Origin of the sequence: Chitinophaga niastensis, assembly GCF_003014755.1 — a bacterium.
GTDB lineage: Bacteria > Bacteroidota > Bacteroidia > Chitinophagales > Chitinophagaceae > Chitinophaga > Chitinophaga niastensis.
In genome coordinates, this window is the sequence record NZ_PYAW01000007.1 from 238,877 (window position 1) to 261,029 (window position 22,153).

Genomic DNA, 22,153 nt, shown 5'->3' on the forward strand with positions numbered 1-22,153 from the left:
TTAAACAAACTCCTTCAATTCTTTAGGAGCGGAGGCTTTAGACGGCATAGATAGTATAAAAACAGTCCCTTGTTTATCATTGGGTGAAGCGGTTAATTGGGCATTCATCATCGCTGCAAATGTTTTACACAATGTGAGTCCAAGACCTGTACCTTTTTCTCTATTTGTACCAGCTGTGCTGCGGCCAAGTTCAATACTGTTGTGGCTATTGAACCGTTGTAACTGCGCTTCTCCCAGACCAATACCTGTATCGGCTATATAAAGCCTGACCAGATGGAAGTCGTGTTGAATCTTAACATCGATACGTCCTCCTTCCGGGGTAAATTTTACCGCATTGTTCAACAGATTTCTAACGATTAAAGAGATCATATTCAAATCACCAAACGCCTTAGCTTCGCTATCCTGAGAGAAAGATATGCGAAGATGCTTATGGGATGCATCTCCTTCTGCTGCAGTCACCAGCTCCTGCACCAGATTACTAATCTCCAGTATCTTTAAATCCGGTTTAAATCCTTGCATTTGACTATACGCCCAGTTTAACAGGTTTTCCATCATGGAGGAGGTATGCCCTAATGTTTGACTTATACTGAGCGTGTATGCTCTTAGCTTTTCCTCACCAAGATTCCCATGTTCCAATAGTTTGGAAAAGGATATTAGAGAATTCACCGGTGCACGCATGTCATGACTTACCACCCCTAAAATACGATCTTTGACTTTCCCTAACTCTTCCAGTTCGGTCTTTTGTATTAATACCAGGTGATTTAATTGCTGCGTTTTGCGGTGTGCCCGGTAAACCAGTAACGCTGCACCCGACAATCCCAATACCAATAATCCTAAAAATATAGCGAGGTTCCTATTTAGTTTGGCCTTTGTTTCTTGCTTTAGGATCTTTTCATCCCGATACTTTCTGTCCAAACTGGCATTTAGGTGTTGCCGTTCCAGTTCACTCTCCTTCTGCAACTTTTCCTTTTCCAAAATTGCCTGTTTTTGTAAGAACGCCAATTTCTCGATTCGCATTTCCTTTTCCTTCAATTCCAGCTGTTGCTTTCTTTCTCTTGCCTCCAAGGTTCTTTTTTGCAGCGCAAGACTCATCACATGCTGCCTGCTCTTATAATCATTTTCTTTGATCAAAAAATCCAGTTGCAAGCGTTTACGGGTTATTTCCCGTTCCTTTTCCTCATTAAAAATCTGATCGCGAAAACGAATGTAGGCTTTAAAATATTCAAGTGCTTTTGTGAATTGTCGTTGTTTTTCTGCCGTCTTGCTCAGTGCAAGATTGGCATCTCTTTGCAAGGCAGGAAAGTGATTCTCCTCACCAATATTCAGTGCTTCTGTTAGCAAAGGAGTTGCCTCATGATATTGTGCATGTTCGATATAGAAGTCAGCCAGGGCTAACAGATCCAGTGCAGACTCTTTTTTATTATATAAATGCTTATTAGATACTATGGCCTTCTGAAATGCCTCCAGGGCTTGTTCAGAAGATCCATTTACACTCAATATCTTCGCACGCGTACGGTAAATGGTACCAAAAAGAGAATAATCCTGGAGCTGATTAGCAAAGCCCAGGGAAAGATCCAGGAAGTTAAGTGCCACCTGATACTTTTCTGTCTTACTCATTCCCAACTCCTTCTCATCAGCCAGGAAATAATTGGCCCCAATACTTGCATAACTAAGTGCTAAGCCATATTCTTCCCCCTTAGATTGTTTAAAAACCTGCACTGCCTGTTCTAAATAAGTAATGGCAGTTTTATACTGTTCCAGGCTTTTATAAGCATCGGCAATATTAACATAACATCCTGCAGCATTTAATTTATTATCGAGCTCATTATAAACGGAAACTGCTTTCAGATTAGCGCTTAGTGCCTTATCGAAATCCGACCAACTGGCGTACATGGCGCCCAGGTTATAATAGATATCTCCATACAACCGTTTATCACCAATTTCCTGGGATTTCCTTATCCCTTTGTTATAGGTATCTTCCGCCTGAATATAATGTCCTTGACTTTGATAATAAAATCCCAGGGAATAGTAGGCACGACCAATAAAAGATTGCAGCTTTAATTTTTCGGCAAGCTTAATTGTCCTGTCTACATAGGTTTCTGCCTTATCGATCTCACCAAGCTTGCCATAACTCTTATAGATCTTTACGTAGCGTTCCAGCTTGTTTCTGTCTTCCGTCTGGGATTGGTTATCTGCAAAAAGCAAGCTGTCTAGCGTTAGTTTAACTTGCTGTTGGGCAAATCCTGTTTGAAATATAATAAGTAAGAATATAAGGTGATAGCAACGCGACTTCATGTTCAGCAGGCATTAAAAATGTGGCACAAGATACGAAACAGAGCCATAAAAGCTAATGCCTTTTCACTCATACTTTGGTTGGAAGAATTATTAAATCGCTTTTTTCGCAAACACAAGTACAGATTATTACCCTGTAGTAGGTGAATAAATTGGTGTGTCATTTGGTGTGTCAATTGTGTGTCAACAATAGTGGGAGAAAGCGTGAAAAAGCGCGAAAATTGACACTTGACAAAATTAAAAAAGGCTTGTAAGTCAATTACTTACAAGCCTCTTACGTGCCCAGAACTGGATTCGAACCAGCACACCCTTGCGAGCGCTGCGACCTGAACACAGTGCGTCTACCAATTTCGCCATCTGGGCAACTGATATTGTGTCAGGGGTGCAAATATAAGCACCCATTTTATTTTTCCAAAATTTTACTGAACTATTTTTTCAGTAAAGCTTAGCATAGCCCCTGAAAACCAGCGTTATAAACAATAAGCCCTACAGGTTGTTATCTATGCACAACCGCCCTCCATATGACTTCTATCCTCATCATCCTCCTGCTCATCGCGCTGAATTTCTATTTCTCTATAGCAGAAATCGGATTAATATCAGTAGATAAAAACAGTCTGCAACAGGCCGCTGATAGCGGCAATAAAAAAGCAGCGCAGATACTGAGTCTCATTAAAGAGCCCGATGTATTTCTCAGTGCGGTGCAGGTAGGCATTACACTCGTGGGCATACTGGAAGGGCTATACGGAGGTGATCTGATGGCAACCTGGCTGGAACCCATCTTTCTCTCCTGGCATATGAACAATGCATTGGCACACCTCACAGCGTTATTGGTGGGCGTGGGTACTATCACTTATCTCACCATCGTTATAGGTGAACTCATCCCTAAAACCCTGGCATTGCTGAATCCGGAAAAAGTATCTTCGATCATCACACCATCGATGATCATCTTCTCTAAAATTGCCTTCCCTTTTATTAAACTGCTTACCGTTAGCACCAAATTCATCCTGGGCATCTTCTCTATTAATACTATCCACGAAGAAAAGCTGACAGAGAATGACCTGCGGAGTATGCTGACAACAGCTTACAAACAGGGACTGATAGATAAAGGAGAATTTCTCCTGCATAAAAATATCTTCTCTGCCTATGATCTCACTGCGGAAAACATTATGACACCCGCCAGTATGGTCACCAGCGTGAATGAAAGTATGAGTTGGGAAGAGATAACGGACACGATTAAACGTAGTATCCACCGCACCTTTCCAGTGTCAGGTAATAAAGATGAAATAATAGGCGCCCTCATGGTGAAAGACTTTTTCCTTCTCCCTGAAAAAGCCCTGTCAGACAATATTACACCGGTATCCTTCTTATCACTGAACCAGGAAGTATATGATATCTTTCAACAACTGCGTCGTGAAAAAACAAGTATGGGCGTAGTGGTAAATGAATACGGCGAATGCGAGGGCATCATCACCTATCATGATATTGTATCAGGCCTGCTGGGCAGCCTGCCCGGCTACAATACCAAAGAACGTTACCTGGCACAACAACCCGATAAAAGCTGGCTCACCTATGGTTATACCCGTTTGAGTTATGTCCGCGAAACACTAGGCTATGAATGGCTGCGGGAATATGAAAAAGAAGATAGTACCGTAGCAGGATTACTCATCGATAAACTTAAACATATACCTAAAACAGGCGAAAAAATAGTGCTGTACCAGGTGGTTTTTGAAATACGCAAAATGGATCATCACCGCATTGATGAAGTAATTATCCGCATGCAGCCTGCTACGTGAGTATGTTTACTTCCCTATTTACTATCCCATTTAAACCACTTAATCCCCAACACGGCAAACACCAGCGTGTAACCAAGAGACAACAATAATGCATAAGTAGTTTCCAGCTTCCATGCCCCTGGTGCCAGGCTGCCTGCCTGGATCTTTCTTACTACTCCATAGGGCGACCATGCAACTACCTGTCCTATTTCATTTCCCAGCATCTCCAACTCACCAAACATTCCCACCATAATAAAAACAAAATATACCAGGCGTGTAGTGGAATTTACCGTTTCAGGATTTTTAACGCGGCCTACGATGGCCTGCCCGAGACTCAGATACACCGCCCCTCCTACCATGGCCATCAGCAAACCGGCTACATAACCTATTGGCGTGATAGAAATTTTATCTACATAAAACCCGACGATGAAAATCAATATGGTCATCAATACGATCATAGCAATTTGTGCAGACAAACGACTGATCATAATGGTCCAGGAAGATACAGGCCCTACACGAAGGCGCTGGAATACGCCCTTGTCGCGGTCGCGTGCTATAGCACTGGAATAACCCATGAGCCCAATGCTCGTAAGACCAATCGTAATACAGGAAGACAATACAAATACGCCGCCCAGTTTATCTACCAGTCCTTTCCAGGAAATTAAGATAACAAGCGGCACCAGCAACACCAGTCTGACAGAACGACGATTGCGCCATAAAGTGGTGAAATCCGCGCGCAGCAAAGCAGACATCACGGCAGTAGTTTTAGGTATTCTTGTTTCCATGAGTGAAGTATTTTGTTATGAACGGACAGCCCGTCCGGTAAGACCAATAAACACATCTTCCAGTGTTACTTTTCCTTTTCGCACTACACTGAGCACTTCCGGATCGTTACGATGCAGATCTATCAGCGCCTGTGGCGTATTAATAGCAATGATGCGGCCATGATCAATGATAGCGATACGATCACATACCGCCTCCGCCTCTTCCATGGAATGTGTGGTCAGCAGCACCGCATTACCTTTGCCACGAATACCTTCTATGCGTTCCCATAGTTGTCGGCGTGACTGTGGATCCAGGCCTGAAGTAGGTTCATCCAGCAGCACCAGCTGCGGATCATGAATAGTAGAAATCACCAGGGAAACCCTTTGCTGCTGCCCACCGGAGAGTTCACCAAACTTTTTACCGGCGGCATCCAGTAAATTAATTTCTACCAGTTTTTCTTTCACGGTTTCATTGTTGAGGTCAACACCATAGATACCAGCAAAGAGCCGGATAATTTCTGCAATGGTCAGCTCAGGCTGAAAGCTGGTAGCCTGCAACTGTACGCCCATATTAGCATGCGCGTGCAAAGGCTTCTCCTGCGTATTAAACCCCGCTACGGTAATGTTCCCTGAAAGTGGCTTCAATAGTCCTTCTATGGAGCTGAGCGTACTTGTTTTGCCGGCACCGTTTGGCCCCAGCAAGCCGAAAATTTCGCCGGAATGCACACTGAAAGAAACGTCTTTCACTGCCTGAAAAGAGCCATAGCGCACATTCAGCTGATCTACCTCCAGGATAGGAGCTTGTTGTTGATTGTTCATCTAAAGCGGTATTTAGTTTTAATGGACGATCGAAAATACAACAAGCCCGCTGATGTGCAGGTACTAAAAGGTGAATAATAGTGAAAGATCGGTAAACACGGAGGTATTACCGGTAAAACCGGTGAGGTCAGCAACGACGCAGCAGTATGGTTTTACGCCATGAAAACTGTACCTTGTATTGGTTGTGTAAACAGATCCAACAACTGATTTTAACTATCCCTCATTTCAATAACAAAACAGATCATGGAACTTTTAAAATGGGCCGACTTTCAATTTCATTTTGGTTTCAGAAAAGAATATTTCCCATTTTTTATCGAGCGATTGCATGCCACTGCAGCGCGTTTAGAGGAGATGACGGTACTTATACAGGAAGAAATGCTGGAGGAAAAAGAACCCGGGCACTGGTCTGTAAAAGAAAACATAGGCCACCTGATCGATATAGAATCCTTACATGAAGGACGGGTGGAAGACCTGCTGCAGGGTTATGATTTACGTGCAGCAGACATGCAAAATAAAAAAACGACGGAGGCACATTATAACCAGTTCCCTATCGGGGAACTCCTTCACCATTTCAGGGAAGTGAGAGGCGCCTATATCCAAAAGCTACTATCAATAGATCCGGACCTTCTGGATAAAAAAGGGTTGCATCCGCGATTGCAGCAACAGGTTAGCCTGGTAGACCTGCTCTACTTTGTAGGTGAGCATGATAATTACCACCTCACCGTTATTGCGCAATTAATTGCCCGCTATAATAAGTGATTCAACCTGTTCGTCTATTCTGCCTTCAAACTCTTCACAGGGTTCAGTAATGCCACCCGTACAGCCTGATAGCTTACTGTGATCAGTGCAATAGCCATGGCAGCAGTACCGGCAATAAGAAATATCCACCAGTTGATAGCAACCCGATACTCATAATTATTGAGCCAACGATACATCAGCCACCAGGCCAGCGGAAATGCTATCAAACAGGAGGTCGCTACCAGCTTTACAAACTCTTTTGACAAAAGCCCTACCAGTCCGGTTATAGAAGCTCCCATTACTTTACGGATACCGATCTCTTTTGTTCTGCGCTCTGCCGTGTAAGCTGCCAGTCCAAATAATCCGAGGCAGGAAATAAAAATGGCGAGTCCTGCGAAAATGCCAGCCAGCTTACCTATCAGCGCTTCCACCTTGAACAGGTTATTAAATTCGACGTCTGTAAATTTATATTCAAAAGGATAACTGGGATTCTGCAGACGCATTACTTTTTCTACTTTGTCCAGGGCAGCGGTAAGATCTGTACCGGGCTTCAAACGGATGCTCATATAATTGGCATTTTCACCCACACTACTGTAAAGCATAAACGAAGCACCACTGGCATACATATTATTGTAAGAAAAATTCCCCATGATACCTACTATCTGAAGCTGCCGGTTGTTATTCCGGATAATGCCTCCTATCCTGCCTTCAGCACCCATTTGTTTGGCAAATGTCTGGTTGATGATCACGTTATTACTATCGGCAGCAATGTTGGCATAAAAGTCACGGCCCTCTATTAAACGTATATCCATGGTAGACAAATACTGCGGCGTAGCAAATTCATTTGTAATCAGGACATTTTTCCGGGGATCTTTTCCTTTCCAGGTATAATTATCTGTATTATTCCAGATACTCAACATAGCAGATCCGCTCAGCGTGGCATTGGCTACCACACCGGTTGCTATCAGATCATGGTGGATCACATCAAAATGTTTGCTGATGTTGCCTTGTGCTTGCATGCTGATTAAATTATTCATGTTAAAGCCCAGGTTGCGGGCCTTCACATGTTCTATCTGCTGGTAAACGATTACGGTGGCTATAATAAGAATGATAGAAACAGAGAATTGTGTTACTACCAGTCCCCTTCTGATGAAACCTGCCGCCAGAGCCGTTTTCATGCGCATCTGCTTTAACGCGCCAAGTGGATTAAAAGAAGACAGGTACAAGGCAGGATAACTTCCTGCAATCAGACCTGTCATCAGGCCAATGGCTAATAATGAACACAGATGTAATGGCCGCAATATATTTACCGACAGCTGTTTTTCCACGATGGCATTAAAAAACGGAAGTACCAAATAAAGCATCAGCACTGCCAGCGTAATAGCCATAAAGGCTATCACCAGCGATTCCAGCATGAACTGACTTATCAGCCTGCCTCTGCCGGCTCCCATTACTTTTCGTACACCTACTTCTTTAGCCCTTTTCTCAGAATGTGCAGTCACCAGGTTCATAAAATTAATACAGGCAATGAGCAGAATGATGAGGGCAATGGCAGAAAAGAGTTGCACATATTGTATCCTGCCTCCCGCCATTTTACCATCTACAAACCGGTCACGCAGGTTCCAGTCGTTCATGGAAAATAAAAAGCACTTAGTGTCTATGTTGCCTTTGGTACGGAGGTAAGCAAATAATTGTTTATTCACTGCCGCTACATTAGCGGTGGGTGCTAATTCCACAAAGGTGCGTAAACCATTTTCGCCCCAACCTTTCATCCAGCTACTTTCAGCTTCTGCTATTTCAAAAGGCGCCAGCCATTGAAATTTAATGGTGCTATTTTCAGGAAGATTCTTAAATACACCACTGACCATATAATCTTCTTTGTTGTTCACCTTCAGCATCCTGCCTACGGGATCTGTTTTACCAAAGAAGTTGCCGGCCATCTTTTCACTGATAACAACGGAATGAAGTTGCTTAAAAGCATTGGCCGGATTGCCGCTGATGAATTGAAGTCCCAGCATAGAGAACAGGTTCGCATCTGCATAAAATCCGCTCTCATTCATATTTTTATCCTGCAGGGAGAAGAGCTCCCTGTCGCCCATGGTAGTCCTGGCAGCGTTAGCGATGCCTGGAACCTCCTGTAGTATTGCCTTTGCCATGGGGCCGGGTGTAGCAGAAAAAGTACCTGTTTTACCGTTATAGGTTTGATTTTCCATTACCCTGTACAGGTAATTTCTTTTGGTAATGTCGTGATTAACGGTCATCTCCGACTCTATCCACAAACCAATGAGTGCCGCACAGGTAATGCCAATGGCAAGCCCGGTGATATTCAAAAAACTGTAGCCTTTATTTTTACGCAGACTGCGAAAAGCCGTTTTAAAATAATTAATAAACATAGCTGACTGGTTGAGAATTATCGGACATTAATATACATGCACGTTACTGTTTACCAAATAAATGCCACCTTACCGGTACTATGATTACCAATGGTTTAATTTATTTTTCCGTACAATAAGTGTCCGCAATTGATCAACAAATGTTCGAAACCGGACAATAGCTTTACAACGATACTAATTGTCTGCGTAGCGCTTCCAGCACCATACCAGTGCGGCTTTGCACGTTCAGTTTATTAAACAGGATTTCGCGGTAGCCGTCTACCGTTCTTTCGGTTACATTCATCTTAACAGCGATGGCTTTATAGGTAAGGTCGCTGCAGGCGAGACTAAGAAATTCCTGTTCCCGGTCAGTGAGTGTTTGTTTTTGTTCGGATTGAAGGATGAGGCGACGGTAATTTACATTTGCGGCATCGTTATGATACTGGCCGGTGGTGTGTATATCGCGCAGGGATTTTTCCAGTTCTGTGGGATGTATATCTTTCAGGAGATATGCGCAGCAACCGGCTTTCAGCATTTCAATGATAGTAGCGTCATTGTCTTTCATAGACAGGGCAGCCATCTTCACACCGGGATATAATTTAAACACAGCAGCCGCGGTTTTGGCGCCATCCATTACGGGCATATTTACATCCAGTAACAGCACATCCGGTAGTGATGGCAGATTAGCTAATTTATCCAGCATTTCTTTTCCGTTCATTGCTTCCACTACTATATTAAAGCCGCTAAAACTGCTGATCAGTAAACTAAGGGATTTAAGGAATAACTGGTGATCGTCTGCAATGCCAATGTTGATGTTCATACACAATAATTATTCAACGGGTAATGTGATCAATACTGCTGTACCGCCGGCGGTGGTTACTTCCCAGCGGATCTCTCCTCCCAGCAGGTTAGTGCGGTGTTGCATGTTACGAATACCCATCCCCATGGATGACATATTCTGTTTATCAAAGCCTGCTCCATCATCTGCAATGATCAGAATCAGTTTTTTCTCTGCCAGTCTTATACTGATGTCTATCACCTGGGGCTGTGCATGTCTGATACAATTTTGCATGGCCTCCTGGATAATGCGGAACAGTATGATCTGAGGTTCTGCCTGTAACGGCAACTCCAGCAGCTCATAGGTGAACTTCACCTGTATAGCCCTGCTGGCATTGATTCTGTCTATTTCTACTTTCAGGTTATCTATCAAACTGAACTGATCCAGCCATTGACGACTGAAAGATTTAGATAGCGCCCGCAGATGATGAATAGCTGTACTGAGGGTTTCTTCAGCAGTACGCAGGGTATTGGGTACTACTGACATGTTTCGTTGGGTTACATTGATTAACAATTTAGTACTGCTCAGTAACTGTCCTATATCGTCATGCAGTTCTTGTCCGAGGTGGGCAAAGGCCTCTTCCTGCATTTCTATTTGAGACCACATCAATTGTTTGTCGTAATCTTCTTTCATTAATTTAAGCTGGTGTAAATAAGCATCCTGCTTCTTTTTATAATTAATCACCGCCGCTACTACTACAAGTCCCAGTATGGTAACCAGCAAAGAAATAAAAATTACACCTACAAAGAGATCTTGTTTGACCGGAAGCATAGTATGCCTTTTATCAGCATAATATACAACAGGTAATTGGATAAAGAGTTTAAAACTGCAAAAAAGTAAGGCGCTTTATGAGCGTCGCTTTCCAGCAGCAGGTTATAAAATCCATTTACACTCATAGAAGCAGAGAAATAAATAAAGAAAGCAAGGGTTAACCAAAAAAAAGGGTGCCGGAATATAGACGCTTCGCTATCCGGGGTTATTGAAAAAAAGGATAAAAGGCACCAGCAGATGACCAGGAAGCTTTCTATTGTGATGTTTATACCGGGGAAAACCCGCCATCCTCCTAATACAAAGCTGTAGAACAGGGAAACCAATCCAAAAATAATAATGGAAATGCCCATTAATAATCTCCAGCGGGGAGCCCTGATGCCTGATCGTAAAATGATTGTTATCAGACTATATTCCAGCACCACGAAAAAATGATACACTATAAAAAAAGCAAAACCCTGCGTTCCGATTATTTCCACAATCACTTCCGTGATGATAGAAACTCCTAATAGTATAGCCAGTAACCTGATCTCTTTCACATCCAGGTGAAATAAACTAATTACAAAACAGGCTACCAGCAATACGTAATAAGCATAGATCCATCCATTCATCAGTACGCAGATTATAAAGCTTTATTTCTTAAGATAATTGACTCAGGTCCGCTGTGGCTAATGGCGATCCCTGGGCTCTCAGTAAATCAAAAAGTTGTCTTAAAGGAGGTAATGGTCCGCCACCACCACCGTTACCTCTTTCTTCAATAGAGGGATCACTTGAACTATGCACCATATCATTGGTGGTAGCTTTTGTGAGCAATTGATCATATCCGATCTGTGCCCCAAAAATATCAATTCCTTCTGCCAATAAACTTAATTTTTGATTGGCTTCGGGTATGGCAAAATAAAAACGTATAAATTCGCAACCTGGCTGGCTAAGAATACGTAGCAAAGATGCTTTACTGAAATCTATACTAAAGATACCCTGAAAAATCTCCAACGCTGCCGGGTTGTTCAACAACATGGTGTAAAAATTATTGAGCATACCTAAATAGGCAGCAAAAGTTATGGGCATACCAAAGGTATCAGTGCCTCCGGTAAAAGGCATGTGATAGTCCAGCTGCTCAGGCGTAGGATTCAGGTGGCCCTGGTTGTTACAATCATAACCGGATAAGGACATTAGATCACTCATGTTTCATAGTTTAGTGGAAACAAATATTTATATTTTTCTTCATGCCTGATACCGGGGTTTTCCCCGGTAAAGCCCGATATTTTAGTAATTTTAGGAAAGAGAATCTTATCGTATTAAATTTCATTTTATGGAAAACTATGACTGGAGCCGGTTTGTATTGAAAATACCGGTTAAATCCACTATTCAGCAGGCTTTTGATGCCTGGAACTCCCCCGCAGCACTGGAAAGCTGGTTCCTGCGCCGGGCAGATTTTACAAATGAAGCAGGAGAACAACGGGCTGCACACAGTCCTCTTGAAAAAGGCGACGAATTCAGCTGGTACTGGCATGGCTTTACAGACGAAAGCGCAGAACATGGGGAAATACTGGCCACTAACGGTCACGACTATCTGCAATTTTTATTCGGGAAGGCTGGTATTGTAACTGTACGTATCAGTGCGGCAGAAGGAAGCACCATAGTGGAATTGCAACAGGAAAGTATTCCGCTCGATGAAACTTCCAGGGTCAATTATTACATTGGCTGCTCCAATGGCTGGACCTTTTACCTGGCCAACCTGAAATCCTTGCTGGAAGGTGGTTTAGACTTACGTAATAAAAATGTGGCATTACAACAGGTGGTCAACTCCTGATTATAATTTTAACAACCCCAGCTTGTGCAGCGCGTTCACGGGCTTATTATCCCAGAACAACTCAAAGTCTTCCAGGCCGGCGGCTTCATAGCTTTCTTTGACCTCCTGTAAAGTATATGTTTTAGGATTGCTTACTGCCAGGTGTTGCAGCATCTCTGCCAGCCATACGCCCTGCGGTGGTTGTACGCTGATATTTACTTTTTCTTTTTTACTCTGAAAAGTTAGGGAAGACATTTCCCAGGTAGCTCCTTTCTTGGATTTGGTGATCACTTCCATCGCGGGTTGTTTACCGAGGAACACTACTTTGGAAGTTGGTTTGATGGTACCCACCTCTTCTTCCGTGAGTGCCGTAGTGATATAATCCGGATGTACACTGGTTTTGGGCACTTTAAACTCAAACCATTTGGATAACGGATAATCAAAGCAGGCGCCATGCATATAGTTGAGCAGGGATTTTTTTAATCCGTAGCTGAATGTTTCATGATCTGCACCGGTAGGGTCAATATGCATAATATCATTATTAGCAAAAGCACCCACTTCGTCTGTTTCCTTTTGTACATTGAATTTAGCGGGTTCCAGTCCTACCGGGCTATGCGCCGTCATGGTAAACTGGTGCCAGAATGCGGATTGCAGGATACCTGCCTGGAACATCTGCCGTACCATCTCCAGTGCGTCTATTGTTTCCTGTGCTGTTTGTGTAGGAAAGCCGTACATAAGGTAAGCATGCACCATAATACCGGCTTCCGTAAAATGACGGTTTACGCGGGCCACCTGGGCCACTGTAATGCCCTTCTGAATCAATCCCAGCAAACGATCAGACGCTACCTCCAATCCTCCTGAAACAGCGATACAACCCGATGCTTTGAGCAACAAACAGAGGTCGCGTGTGAAGCTTTTCTCAAAGCGGATATTCGTCCACCAGCTAACGGTGAGTTTGCGGCGGATGATTTCCAGCGCCAAAGCCCTCATCAGCGCGGGTGGCGCGGCTTCATCCACAAAATGAAAACCGTTTTGTCCTGTTTGCGCAATGATGGTTTCCATACGATCGCACAGCAGCGATGCGGTGATTGGCTCGTAAATTTTTATGTAGTCGAGAGATATATCGCAGAAAGTACATTTACCCCAATAACAGCCATGTGCCATGGTGAGCTTGTTCCAGCGCCCATCGCTCCATAAACTGTGCATAGGATTCACGACTTCAATAGCAGAGATGTACCCGTCCAGCAACAGATCGCTGTAGTCCGGTGTGCCCAGCTGCGCCTGTTTATAATCGTGTGTAGCTTTGTTATTGACATATGTTACTTTTCCATCTGCCAGCAAAAAAGTGCGTTTCAGTTCTTCCGCTGTTTTCTTCCCTTCCAAAAACTGTACAAGGTTCTCTACCGGCGCTTCTCCATCATCCAGCGTAATAAAATCCACAAATTCAAATACGCGGGCATCTGCGAGTGCACGCAGTTCTGTATTAGGAAAACCACCGCCCATGGCTACTTTAACCGCAGGATAATTTTTTTTGACCCACTGTCCGCAGCGGAAAGCGGCGTACAGGTTGCCTGGAAATGGAACAGAAATAGCCAGCATGGCTGGTTGTACCGTAGCCATACGTGCAGATAATATATCAATTAAGATGTTGTCTATATAAGTATACGCTGCGTGCAGTGCTGCATACAACTCGTCAAAGCTGTTGGCAGAGCGGCTCAGGCGTTCAGCATAGCGACTGAATCCAAAATGCGGGTCCACACATTCCATGATCAGGTCGGAGAGATCTTCCAGGTACATGGTGGCCAGGTGTTTGGCCTTATCCTGGGTACCCATGGAACCAAAGGCCCAGTTGAGATCGTCCAGTTGTGCAAAGCGCGATGCTTCCGGTAAATAATCCCGTTTGCAGATCAGGTGCGCTAAAGTGGGGTTTTTACCCTGTAAAAATAAAATGACGGCATCAATGGTATGCACATAATCATCCTGCAACACCAACATGCGGGCTACGTTTTCTGATACCGCTGCCGGCGGCGCTGCGGCGATGTGTGTAAACAATTGCTCCAAACCCTGTTTTGAAAATAAGCGCAACGTTACTTCAATACCCAGGTCTGCCTGAAAGGAAGAAATATTTTTAGTATTCAGAAATCCTTTCAGATAAGCAGTGGCCGGATATGGCGTGTTTAGCTGTGTAAATGGTGGTGTTATTAAAAAAACAGAATTACTCAAGTCAAATTATTTAAAGCGCAAATTTAGTTCAAATTGTCCGAACTGTGGTTATTGTCTTTCCCAGGATTAGGCTGATTATACTGATTATTCTGATTTTATTTTACTGATTATAAAAAGATTAGCGAAGATTAAAGCGATTGTATCCGCTTTAATCTTCGCTAATCTTTTTGAATCTTCCAAAATCAAAAAAATATAATCAGTATAATCAGCCTAATCCTGGGAAAGACAAAATCACAGTTCAGACAATCTCCGCTCATCAGGATAACCATAATAATCAAAGTTTAACACTCGCTCCCAATGTCACCCACCTACCCGGCATGGGTACTGCACTTGCTTCTATATAAGTAACATCGAGCAGGTTATTGGCATCTGCATAGATCTGGTAACGGGATCGCCTATACGCAATACGTGCGTCTATTACGGTGTAGTCTTTGTAATTAATACGCATACAATAACGTGCGGCAGCTGATATGCTGAAATGCTGCAACAGCTGCGTACGCACGTTGGCAGTAAACTGATGACGTAAACTCTCAATCACATACCTAGACATTTTTGTAGTGATGCCATCTCCTTTAAATTCAGGAGAGAGATAGTTGTAACCTGCATTTACACCTACACTGTTAAATATTCCATTCGGCTGCAAAGCAGTGCTGTAACCAGCATTGAAGGTAAGTCCCTTCATATCTGCACGATGGAAATTTTGTGGTTGCCACGGAATACTATTCGGATCTTTTACACCGGCAGTATCTTTTACATAATCTATGAAATCAGTAATCTGTCTGTAAAAGGCTGATCCTGCAAAAGAGAATTTCCCGCTGAATTTGCGGATACCGGCTTCTGCATAAACTGCTTTTTCAGGGCCCAGCTTATCATTACCAACGATAGCGCGGCTTTTATAATACAGATCTGTATAGGTAGGTAGTCGCTGTGCCGTACCTACATTGGCAAAGAGTTTCAGGTCAGGTGTAATATTAAAACCAACATCTGCGCCGGGAAAAAACTGCCAGCCATAAAAAGAATTATAGTTGAGATACCCACCGAGCGTGAAATTAAAACGACGATCAGCTATTGATTTGTACTCCCCAAACAGACCCAGGTTGGTTCTGTCGTGGTTACCAAGGTTGCTGCTTTTAATATGCTCGTACCGTGCTTCCACGCCGGCACCGAAGGAGCCGATACTGGTAGCAAAACTATTATTCAGTTCAGCATCGAGCACCTGGGTATTATGAAGATTACGGAACTGATCCGGCTTAATGTATATATAATCATCTTTCGTATAACGATAGCTGATCCTTGGTGTCATTACCCATGCCGGGGTAATCTTAGAGGTGTTACTCACCGCCGCCAGGAATGTTTTCACAGTTTCTTCCGATTCCTTATCACCCGGAGGTGCATAAAACCCGTTGGCACCATATTTATTATTTACGAAACCTGCCAGCACATTGTACTGATGCAGACTATCCCTGTTAAATGCCGCCTGGTAAAAAGCCCTGTAGTTGTCGTATGCTGTGTTGTAACGGTAGCCATTGCCCTCATTACGGCCCAGCGACAGCAACTGGCTGCTACCATCCTTTACCAGGGAGCCGGTAGCACCTATGCCATAGGCGCCGTATAAATTACCTTTCTCATTCTTTTTAAAGCTGCTGCCGCCGCTGCCGTTCACCATTACACCACTTTCGGTGGCTTTGCGGGTAATGATATTGATAGCCCCGTTCAGTGCGTTAATACCGTATATGCGGGCTGCTGCACCGCGCAGCACCTCAATATGATCCACATCAGAAAGGGAAATGGGCAGGTTCATGATATTGTGACCTGTTTGCGGATCGGTGATCTTGATACCGTTGAGCAGTACAAGCGTCTGGTCAAACGTACCACCATCAATGCCTATATCCGCCTGAATCCCGCCAGGGCCGCGTTGCCGTACATCCAGTCCGGGTACATATGCCAACACTTCCGTTACAGACGACACCGCCATGGCATCTATCTGTTTACGGCTGATAATAGTGACATTACGGTTACCCGCCTTTAACGGCGCTGCCAGCCTGTTTTCCTGCACAATCACTTCATCGAGGTGATGTGAGATGAGGGTGGTATCAGTACGCTGTTGCGCCGCTGCACGGCTACACAGGCCAAGGAAAAGGAATACAAGAATTTTATTATTCGAAACAGCTATGCGCATCTTTACAATAATTGCTAAAAAAGAGCGCAAAAGTACGCATTAAATTATTGGTTCAATAATTCGTGTCTTTCTTAATATCATTACCCTCGAAAAAAGGCCTACCAGCAGCGCCAGTAACAACAAGCCTACACTTGTCCATACGATCTGATGTACACCAATACGCGCAATGGCCATACCACCAATAGCAGCGCCGATAGTAACCGCCAGGTTGCCGCAGGAAGTAAAGATGCTGTTTACAAAGGCAGGCGCTTCCCTTGCATGGATGGTAACATTCACATTGCTGATCAGAAAACCACCGGTATGAATAAATCCCCATACACAAATCGTTACCAGCATAGGCACAAACTGAAAGCCTGCTATATACACCAATACATGCGCAAGACATAACAGCACAATAAAAACAAGTGTAGTAGTAACTATATTTTTACTCAAGAGCTTTCCTGCCAGCCAATTGCCGCCTACTCCGCTGATGCCGAAAACCAGCAGCATTAAGCTGATTTGTGAACCATTCATTTTAGTGACGGTGCCCAGGTAAGCTGCCAGATAACCATAAGTAGCATACATGGCGGTGATCATTAAAAAGGCCAGTAACAAACCACTCCACAAAGCAGGCTTACGAAAGATTTGCAGTTGCGTACCGTAACTGATGCGCGCTATAGCCGGCATGGGTGGCAGCAATACCAATAATCCAATTAATGAAATACCATTCACCATCGCACAAAGCACAAAAGCCGCCTGCCAGTTAAACATAGCTGCCATAAAAGTAGCTAATGGAATACCTAACACACTGGCAATCGTGAATCCTCCAAATACAATACTTACTGCGCGGGGAGATTCCGCCGAAGGTACTGCTGCCGCTGCTGTCGCCAATCCTATCGACCAGAATACGGGATGCAAAAATGCCGGTAATATCCTCGCAAATAATAAAACCGGGAAAGTAGTAGCCAGTGCAGAAATGATGTTGGAAATAGTAAAAACAGCCAGCACAAAAGTCATTGCTTTTTTTCTGTCCATACCGGAAAACAACAATGTTGTAAAAGGACCAAATACAGCAATGATAATGGCAAATGCACTCAACAACCAGCCTGCTTTATCTATGCTTATTTTAAAGGCGGATGCGATCTGCGGTAAAATACCAATAACTCCAAATTCAGTAGTAGCAATACCAAAGATGCCCAATGCAAGTACATAAAGTGTTCGTTTCATAAATTTTTCTATTGATGGAAATTTTATGCAAATTTGCAGCAGACACCATCAAAATTTATGATATACACCTTTATGTATGATACACACTTTTAGGAAAGTATATTAATTATCAATCATTTACACAGCCATGCCAGAGTTTTTTCACGATAACAAGCTATACTATACCCCTATTGAATTTGCACTCAACCATATTGGAGGTACCTGGAAGATGCCCATTTTGTGGCGGTTGCAAAAAACAATATTGCGTTATGGTGAGTTAAAAAAAGATATCCCGCACATTACACATAAAATGCTGACATCCCAATTAAAGGAGCTGGAAGAAAAAGGATTGATCACACGTACTGTATATCCGGTGGTGCCTCCCAAAGTAGAATACAGCATTACTCCCAAAGGATTACAGGCAATACCTGTTATTGAACATATTATGAAATATGGATACGAACTAATAAAAGAAGCGGGGATTGATTATCCACCAAAAAAATAGCCCGCTTACTGCAACGCATATACGAAGTTGCCTGCATAACCGAAGAACAATACGCTAATCTCCCTCTGAAATATTAATGCCGGTTAAACTTTAAAAAAGAAAAACGTCTAACTAAGATATTTCTAAAGCAGTGTCCATGAATAAACGCAGCATTTCTTTGCTATTCACCATGCTCATGATGGCGGGTTGCAGCAAATCAAACAATACACCGCAACCCCAACCGGGCGGCCATTCCTTCCTGATTTTTGACGGTATACATTATGCTAACAAGCCTGACCTGCAGCCTGAAGGACTGCTTCCGTTGAATCTTGTATATGCCAACAGGTTAGTGTCGCCGAATCCGGCAGATAACACACAATTTTTACCGGATACAGTAAAAATAAAGGCAGTAGCCACACAATACCTGACGCAGCCAAATGTACCTGTTACATTAGATATTGAAAGCTGGTCTTACGCAACCAATGCGCTCCCTGCTACTATCAGTAAATTCAAACAAGTAGTCAATACTTTCAAAAACATAAACCCCGCTGTTAAACTGGGCTTTTATGGAGTAGTGCCAAACGACAGATACGACTGGAATAACATACAACCGGTTGGCGGCAGCAACTACCTGCAGTGGCAGCGATTAAACGATGCCATGATACCTGTAGCACAGTCTGTAGATCTTTTCTTCCCGGCTGTTTACACCTTTGACACAGATACTACCGCGTGGAAACAATTTACTGCAGCTTCTATCCGTGAAGCAAGAAGATATGCTCCCGGAAAACCGGTATATGCCTACATCTGGCCACAGTATCATGATGGTACACCGCTTTCTTTACAATTCGTGGACCCCGTTATATGGCGTTGCGAGCTGGAAACACTTTATCAGCTGGCAGATGGTTGTGTGATATGGAGTGGCAATAAAGGTGTGAACGGTACCATTCAGTGGAGTAATGATATGCCCTGGTGGCAGGAAACCCGGAACTTTATAGCGCGTCATCAGCTGCATTAAACATCGTCCTTTGCATTACCGGCGGGTGCAAAAAATTGTAGAAAAAATCGGTATTTTTGACCCTGTTATGTCAGCAAATAATAACAGAAAAGCACAAATTATCAAGTGGTTAAAGAAGATAGGCTTCTGGGGCTTTATTTTCTTCCTGGTAAAAGGCCTGATATGGCTGGCACTGGGCTATTGGGTATTAAAATAATCCATTTTATAGCTGCCGGAAAAGACGATCAATCTTTCCCGGCAGTAAGGTCTGCAAGTACCTGCTAAAAAATATTATATCCCACCAAACGATCCATAGCTGCTGATCTCATTCACCACCTTTTTCAGGTGATTATTTACTGAACGATACACACTTCCACCCATACTGATCCTTTTTACGCCTGCATCTTTTAATATATCAAATGAAGGCAGGTCGGGCATTGCCAGCACATTAACGGGCAACGAAGTAGCGGTTGTTACATGGCGTATATCTGCCGGCACTTTAATAAATGGAACAAAGATACTATCGGCACCTGCTTCCTCATAAGCTTTGATACGTGCCAGTGTTTCATTCAGCGCATCAGGCACCTGCAATAAAAAAGTATCTGTTCTGACATTAATGAACAGGTCAATATTTTTTTGGGCGAGCTGATTTTTTATGAATGCCAGTTTTTTGCGGAAGGTATCTGTTGGCCCAAGGATCAGCTTTTCTGCCTGTACAGAATCTTCCAGGTTGATACCCACTACGCCGATATCATGCAGCTGCTCAATATGTTTTACTACTACGTTTACATCTTCACTATATCCTCTTTCAATGTCTGCAGAGAGCGGTACTGTTGCCTGTTTGGCAATTTTCTCAACGATAAAAAATAGTTCTGCAAAAGGAATACGTTCTCCATCTTCATAACCCAGGGTATCTGCAATTGCAGAGCTGGAAGTGCCGATAGCCTTGATACCATTTTCCTGCAGGATACGCGCACTGGCTGCATTCCAGGCGTTGCCCAATAAAAGTGGTTCGTTTTGCTGATGTAGTTCCTTGAATAGACTGTAATTACTCATAGTCCGATTTATTATTACGTGAAAAATTAATTATATGGTGAAGATGCCGTTGATAACGGTTACCGCTTCTCCTCTCAGCAGCACCCGATCCTGTTGCAATACTACTTTCAATTCGCCGCCACGTGCAGATGCCTGGTAAGCGAAGAATTCATTTTTGTGCAATCGTGCCGACCAGTAAGGGGCTAAACTGCAATGTGCCGAACCTGTTACCGGATCTTCGGAAACGCCCACCGGTCCTGCGAAATAACGGGAAACAAAATCATAGGGAGCATCTTCTCCTGCCCTGGCGGTGATAATACACAGATGATCTTTCAACAATTTTTCATCGGGTATAAAACCAGCTACAGCCTCTGCGGACTTTAATTCCACGATATAACGGTCAAAGCTATACGTTACATTCACATAATTATCCTTAAATAGTTCCTGCAACGGAGCAGGTAAGGTGGCGGGCTCATGATCCCTGGCAGGGAAATTCAGTTCTATCCAGCCATCCTGCTGACGGGCAGTAAGTACCCCGCTCAATGTGTCAAACCGGATAGTGTCGTGCACCCGCACCAGTCCTGCTTCCCAGAGTACGTGTGCGCTGGCCAGGGTAGCATGTCCACACAACTTCATTTCCACCTTTGGCGAAAACCAACGCAGGTGATATCCGTTTTCTGTTGGCAACAAAAACGCGGTTTCTGCGAGGTTATTCTCTGCTGCAATAGCCTTTAGCAAAGCATCTTCCGGCATACTATCCAATAAACATACACCTGCCTGGTTACCTTTAAAGGGCACCCTGGTGAAGGCATCAACCTGGAAAAATCTGATCTTCATGTGGTTAATATTATAAAAGAACAACACAAAAGTGCGATAATTTAACATACAAAAACAGATACAAAACTTTCAATTTCGACCATATCAGATTTTAAAATGACGGAGCCGGAGAAAAAAATAATACTGAATATTGTCACACTCGTCACAGCTGCTTGTCTAAATAATAAACAGGCAGGTTAGCATCAAATCAATACATTTACTACCTGGAGCATATTCATTCAATTATTATAACGTTGGAAGAAAAAGTTGACATAACATTACTGGTATCACAAGCTGCCGGGGGCGATAAAAAAGCCCTCAACAGCCTGATGACAGCCATTCAGCCGGATATTTACAATCTTTCGCTCCGGATGTTATGGAATCCGGATGAAGCTAAAGATTGCACGCAGGATATACTCATTCGTATTCTTGGCAGTATCAGCAGTTTTCAGGGCCATAGTTCCTTTAAAACCTGGTACTACAGGGTTGCCTCCAACCACCTGCTTAACCACAAAATAAAGCAGGATAAAAGGGCTGCAGCCACGCTTTCCTTTGATGCACTGGGTGCTCTGCTCAATGAAAACTTATCAGAACCGGTTGTAGCATCAGATCTGGAGAGGAAGATAATGGCAGAGGAAGTGAAGATCGGGTGTAGCCTCGGCATGCTGCAATGCCTGGATAATGGCGGCAGGCTGGTTTACATCCTGGGAGAAATCATTGGTATCAACAGTATACAGGGTGCTGTTATTATGAATATCAGCAGTGAAAATTTCCGGCAGCAGCTTGCCCGGGCCAGGAAAAAGATCACAGCTTTTGCCGGTCAGTATTGCGGCCTGGTAAATACGGCCGCTGCCTGTTCCTGCAATAAAGCCATTAACCGCGCCGTACAATCGGGCATGGTAAATACACAACAGTTACGTTACGCTCATGATGGTGAAAGTTTACAGCTGCTGCAAAAGCTGGATCGTATTGTAGATAAAACCAAACAGCTGTTTACAACTATCCCGCGATATAATACACCGGCAGCAACACTGGATACTATCAGGGCCATCCTTATAAAAGAAAAAATGTAATCCTTCTTA

The 22,153-nt window shown here is 43.5% G+C and carries 20 protein-coding genes and 1 tRNA gene; 7 read left to right on the forward strand and 14 right to left on the reverse strand.

What is annotated here, in order from left to right:
- Together CLV51_RS25050 and CLV51_RS25055 are read right to left on the reverse strand one after the other, a co-directional pair.
- Positions 1–2,205, reverse strand: coding sequence for a tetratricopeptide repeat-containing sensor histidine kinase (locus CLV51_RS25050; protein WP_158267151.1), 2,205 nt, complete (start codon positions 2,203–2,205; stop codon positions 1–3).
- A 366-nt stretch (positions 2,206–2,571) separates the two neighbouring features.
- Positions 2,572–2,655: transfer RNA gene (locus CLV51_RS25055), tRNA-Leu, on the reverse strand.
- Positions 2,656–2,813: 158 nt separating this feature from the next.
- On the opposite strand from CLV51_RS25055, the gene CLV51_RS25060 reads away from it, so the two are divergent.
- On the forward strand, positions 2,814–4,085 hold the full coding sequence (locus tag CLV51_RS25060) for a hemolysin family protein (protein WP_106530844.1): 1,272 nt from the start codon (positions 2,814–2,816) through the stop codon (positions 4,083–4,085).
- 14 nt (positions 4,086–4,099) lie between these two features.
- Here CLV51_RS25060 and CLV51_RS25065 read toward each other — a convergent pair whose 3' ends face one another.
- Both CLV51_RS25065 and CLV51_RS25070 read right to left on the reverse strand, forming a co-directional pair.
- Positions 4,100–4,849: an ABC transporter permease gene (locus CLV51_RS25065; protein ID WP_106530845.1), complete on the reverse strand. Its 750-nt coding sequence runs from the start codon at positions 4,847–4,849 to the stop codon at positions 4,100–4,102.
- A 15-nt stretch (positions 4,850–4,864) separates the two neighbouring features.
- Positions 4,865–5,647 (reverse strand): ABC transporter ATP-binding protein, encoded by a 783-nt coding sequence (locus CLV51_RS25070; protein WP_106530846.1) that lies wholly within the window; start codon positions 5,645–5,647, stop codon positions 4,865–4,867.
- Positions 5,648–5,890: 243 nt separating this feature from the next.
- Here CLV51_RS25070 and CLV51_RS25075 point away from each other — a divergent pair, with 243 nt between their 5' ends.
- The gene (locus CLV51_RS25075) at positions 5,891–6,406 is read left to right on the forward strand and encodes a DinB family protein (protein WP_106530847.1); all 516 of its coding nucleotides are present in this window, start codon (positions 5,891–5,893) and stop codon (positions 6,404–6,406) included.
- Positions 6,407–6,420: 14 nt separating this feature from the next.
- Here CLV51_RS25075 and CLV51_RS25080 read toward each other — a convergent pair whose 3' ends face one another.
- The 5 genes from CLV51_RS25080 to CLV51_RS25100 form a co-directional block, all read right to left on the reverse strand.
- The gene (locus tag CLV51_RS25080) at positions 6,421–8,664 is read right to left on the reverse strand and encodes an ABC transporter permease (protein ID WP_425430499.1); all 2,244 of its coding nucleotides are present in this window, start codon (positions 8,662–8,664) and stop codon (positions 6,421–6,423) included.
- A 277-nt stretch (positions 8,665–8,941) separates the two neighbouring features.
- Positions 8,942–9,577 (reverse strand): response regulator transcription factor, encoded by a 636-nt coding sequence (locus tag CLV51_RS25085; RefSeq protein ID WP_106530849.1) that lies wholly within the window; start codon positions 9,575–9,577, stop codon positions 8,942–8,944.
- Positions 9,578–9,586: 9 nt separating this feature from the next.
- Positions 9,587–10,366, reverse strand: a complete 780-nt coding sequence (locus CLV51_RS25090) for a sensor histidine kinase (RefSeq protein WP_106530850.1) — start codon at positions 10,364–10,366, stop codon at positions 9,587–9,589.
- Complete coding sequence (locus tag CLV51_RS25095) at positions 10,336–10,974, reverse strand: hypothetical protein (RefSeq protein WP_106530851.1); 639 nt, start codon at positions 10,972–10,974, stop codon at positions 10,336–10,338. Before CLV51_RS25095 ends, CLV51_RS25090 begins: the two co-directional genes overlap by 31 nt.
- Positions 10,975–11,002: 28 nt before the next feature.
- Positions 11,003–11,548, reverse strand: coding sequence for a hypothetical protein (locus tag CLV51_RS25100; protein WP_146151377.1), 546 nt, complete (start codon positions 11,546–11,548; stop codon positions 11,003–11,005).
- Positions 11,549–11,675: 127 nt separating this feature from the next.
- On the opposite strand from CLV51_RS25100, the gene CLV51_RS25105 reads away from it, so the two are divergent.
- Entirely contained in the window at positions 11,676–12,176 is a 501-nt protein-coding gene (locus tag CLV51_RS25105) for an SRPBCC family protein (protein ID WP_106530853.1), read from the forward strand.
- On the opposite strand, the gene CLV51_RS25110 is transcribed toward CLV51_RS25105, so the two are convergent.
- From CLV51_RS25110 to CLV51_RS25120, 3 genes are all read right to left on the reverse strand, one after another.
- Entirely contained in the window at positions 12,177–14,378 is a 2,202-nt protein-coding gene (locus CLV51_RS25110) for a B12-binding domain-containing radical SAM protein (protein WP_106530854.1), read from the reverse strand.
- Positions 14,379–14,652: 274 nt separating this feature from the next.
- Entirely contained in the window at positions 14,653–16,557 is a 1,905-nt protein-coding gene (locus tag CLV51_RS25115; protein ID WP_106530855.1) for a TonB-dependent receptor plug domain-containing protein, read from the reverse strand.
- A gap of 39 nt (positions 16,558–16,596) precedes the next feature.
- The gene (locus CLV51_RS25120) at positions 16,597–17,763 is read right to left on the reverse strand and encodes an MFS transporter (RefSeq protein ID WP_106530856.1); all 1,167 of its coding nucleotides are present in this window, start codon (positions 17,761–17,763) and stop codon (positions 16,597–16,599) included.
- Between the two features lie 127 nt (positions 17,764–17,890).
- Between CLV51_RS25120 and CLV51_RS25125 the strand changes: the two genes are divergently transcribed.
- The 3 genes from CLV51_RS25125 to CLV51_RS25135 all read left to right on the forward strand — a co-directional run bounded on the left by CLV51_RS25125 (position 17,891) and on the right by CLV51_RS25135 (position 19,437).
- Complete coding sequence (locus tag CLV51_RS25125) at positions 17,891–18,247, forward strand: winged helix-turn-helix transcriptional regulator (protein ID WP_106530857.1); 357 nt, start codon at positions 17,891–17,893, stop codon at positions 18,245–18,247.
- A 136-nt stretch (positions 18,248–18,383) separates the two neighbouring features.
- Complete coding sequence (locus CLV51_RS25130) at positions 18,384–19,241, forward strand: hypothetical protein (RefSeq protein ID WP_106530858.1); 858 nt, start codon at positions 18,384–18,386, stop codon at positions 19,239–19,241.
- A 67-nt stretch (positions 19,242–19,308) separates the two neighbouring features.
- Positions 19,309–19,437: an alanyl-tRNA synthetase gene (locus CLV51_RS25135; RefSeq protein ID WP_106530922.1), complete on the forward strand. Its 129-nt coding sequence runs from the start codon at positions 19,309–19,311 to the stop codon at positions 19,435–19,437.
- A gap of 74 nt (positions 19,438–19,511) precedes the next feature.
- Here the strand turns inward: CLV51_RS25135 and CLV51_RS25140 are convergent, their stop codons facing one another.
- The gene (locus CLV51_RS25140) at positions 19,512–20,276 is read right to left on the reverse strand and encodes an isocitrate lyase/PEP mutase family protein (RefSeq protein WP_106530859.1); all 765 of its coding nucleotides are present in this window, start codon (positions 20,274–20,276) and stop codon (positions 19,512–19,514) included.
- Between the two features lie 30 nt (positions 20,277–20,306).
- Positions 20,307–21,092, reverse strand: coding sequence for a PhzF family phenazine biosynthesis protein (locus CLV51_RS25145; protein ID WP_106530860.1), 786 nt, complete (start codon positions 21,090–21,092; stop codon positions 20,307–20,309).
- A 233-nt stretch (positions 21,093–21,325) separates the two neighbouring features.
- Here CLV51_RS25145 and CLV51_RS25150 point away from each other — a divergent pair, with 233 nt between their 5' ends.
- On the forward strand, positions 21,326–22,144 hold the full coding sequence (locus CLV51_RS25150; protein ID WP_158267152.1) for an RNA polymerase sigma factor: 819 nt from the start codon (positions 21,326–21,328) through the stop codon (positions 22,142–22,144).
- The last annotated feature ends 9 nt before the right edge of the window (positions 22,145–22,153 follow it).

What these genes read in the sequence shown, in the direction of transcription:
- CLV51_RS25090 (WP_106530850.1), bottom strand. Translation starts at nt 10,366, where the DNA reads ATGCTTCCGGTCAAACAAGATCTCTTTGTAGGTGTAATTTTTATTTCT.
- CLV51_RS25095 (WP_106530851.1), bottom strand. Translation starts at nt 10,974, where the DNA reads ATGAATGGATGGATCTATGCTTATTACGTATTGCTGGTAGCCTGTTTT.
- CLV51_RS25070 (WP_106530846.1), bottom strand. Translation starts at nt 5,647, where the DNA reads ATGAACAATCAACAACAAGCTCCTATCCTGGAGGTAGATCAGCTGAAT.
- CLV51_RS25075 (WP_106530847.1), top strand. Translation starts at nt 5,891, where the DNA reads ATGGAACTTTTAAAATGGGCCGACTTTCAATTTCATTTTGGTTTCAGA.
- CLV51_RS25115 (WP_106530855.1), bottom strand. Translation starts at nt 16,557, where the DNA reads ATGCGCATAGCTGTTTCGAATAATAAAATTCTTGTATTCCTTTTCCTT.
- CLV51_RS25060 (WP_106530844.1), top strand. Translation starts at nt 2,814, where the DNA reads ATGACTTCTATCCTCATCATCCTCCTGCTCATCGCGCTGAATTTCTAT.
- CLV51_RS25065 (WP_106530845.1), bottom strand. Translation starts at nt 4,849, where the DNA reads ATGGAAACAAGAATACCTAAAACTACTGCCGTGATGTCTGCTTTGCTG.
- CLV51_RS25135 (WP_106530922.1), top strand. Translation starts at nt 19,309, where the DNA reads ATGTCAGCAAATAATAACAGAAAAGCACAAATTATCAAGTGGTTAAAG.
- CLV51_RS25105 (WP_106530853.1), top strand. Translation starts at nt 11,676, where the DNA reads ATGGAAAACTATGACTGGAGCCGGTTTGTATTGAAAATACCGGTTAAA.
- CLV51_RS25085 (WP_106530849.1), bottom strand. Translation starts at nt 9,577, where the DNA reads ATGAACATCAACATTGGCATTGCAGACGATCACCAGTTATTCCTTAAA.
- CLV51_RS25125 (WP_106530857.1), top strand. Translation starts at nt 17,891, where the DNA reads ATGCCAGAGTTTTTTCACGATAACAAGCTATACTATACCCCTATTGAA.
- CLV51_RS25120 (WP_106530856.1), bottom strand. Translation starts at nt 17,763, where the DNA reads ATGAAACGAACACTTTATGTACTTGCATTGGGCATCTTTGGTATTGCT.
- CLV51_RS25145 (WP_106530860.1), bottom strand. Translation starts at nt 21,092, where the DNA reads ATGAAGATCAGATTTTTCCAGGTTGATGCCTTCACCAGGGTGCCCTTT.
- CLV51_RS25100 (WP_146151377.1), bottom strand. Translation starts at nt 11,548, where the DNA reads ATGAGTGATCTAATGTCCTTATCCGGTTATGATTGTAACAACCAGGGC.
- CLV51_RS25130 (WP_106530858.1), top strand. Translation starts at nt 18,384, where the DNA reads ATGAATAAACGCAGCATTTCTTTGCTATTCACCATGCTCATGATGGCG.
- CLV51_RS25140 (WP_106530859.1), bottom strand. Translation starts at nt 20,276, where the DNA reads ATGAGTAATTACAGTCTATTCAAGGAACTACATCAGCAAAACGAACCA.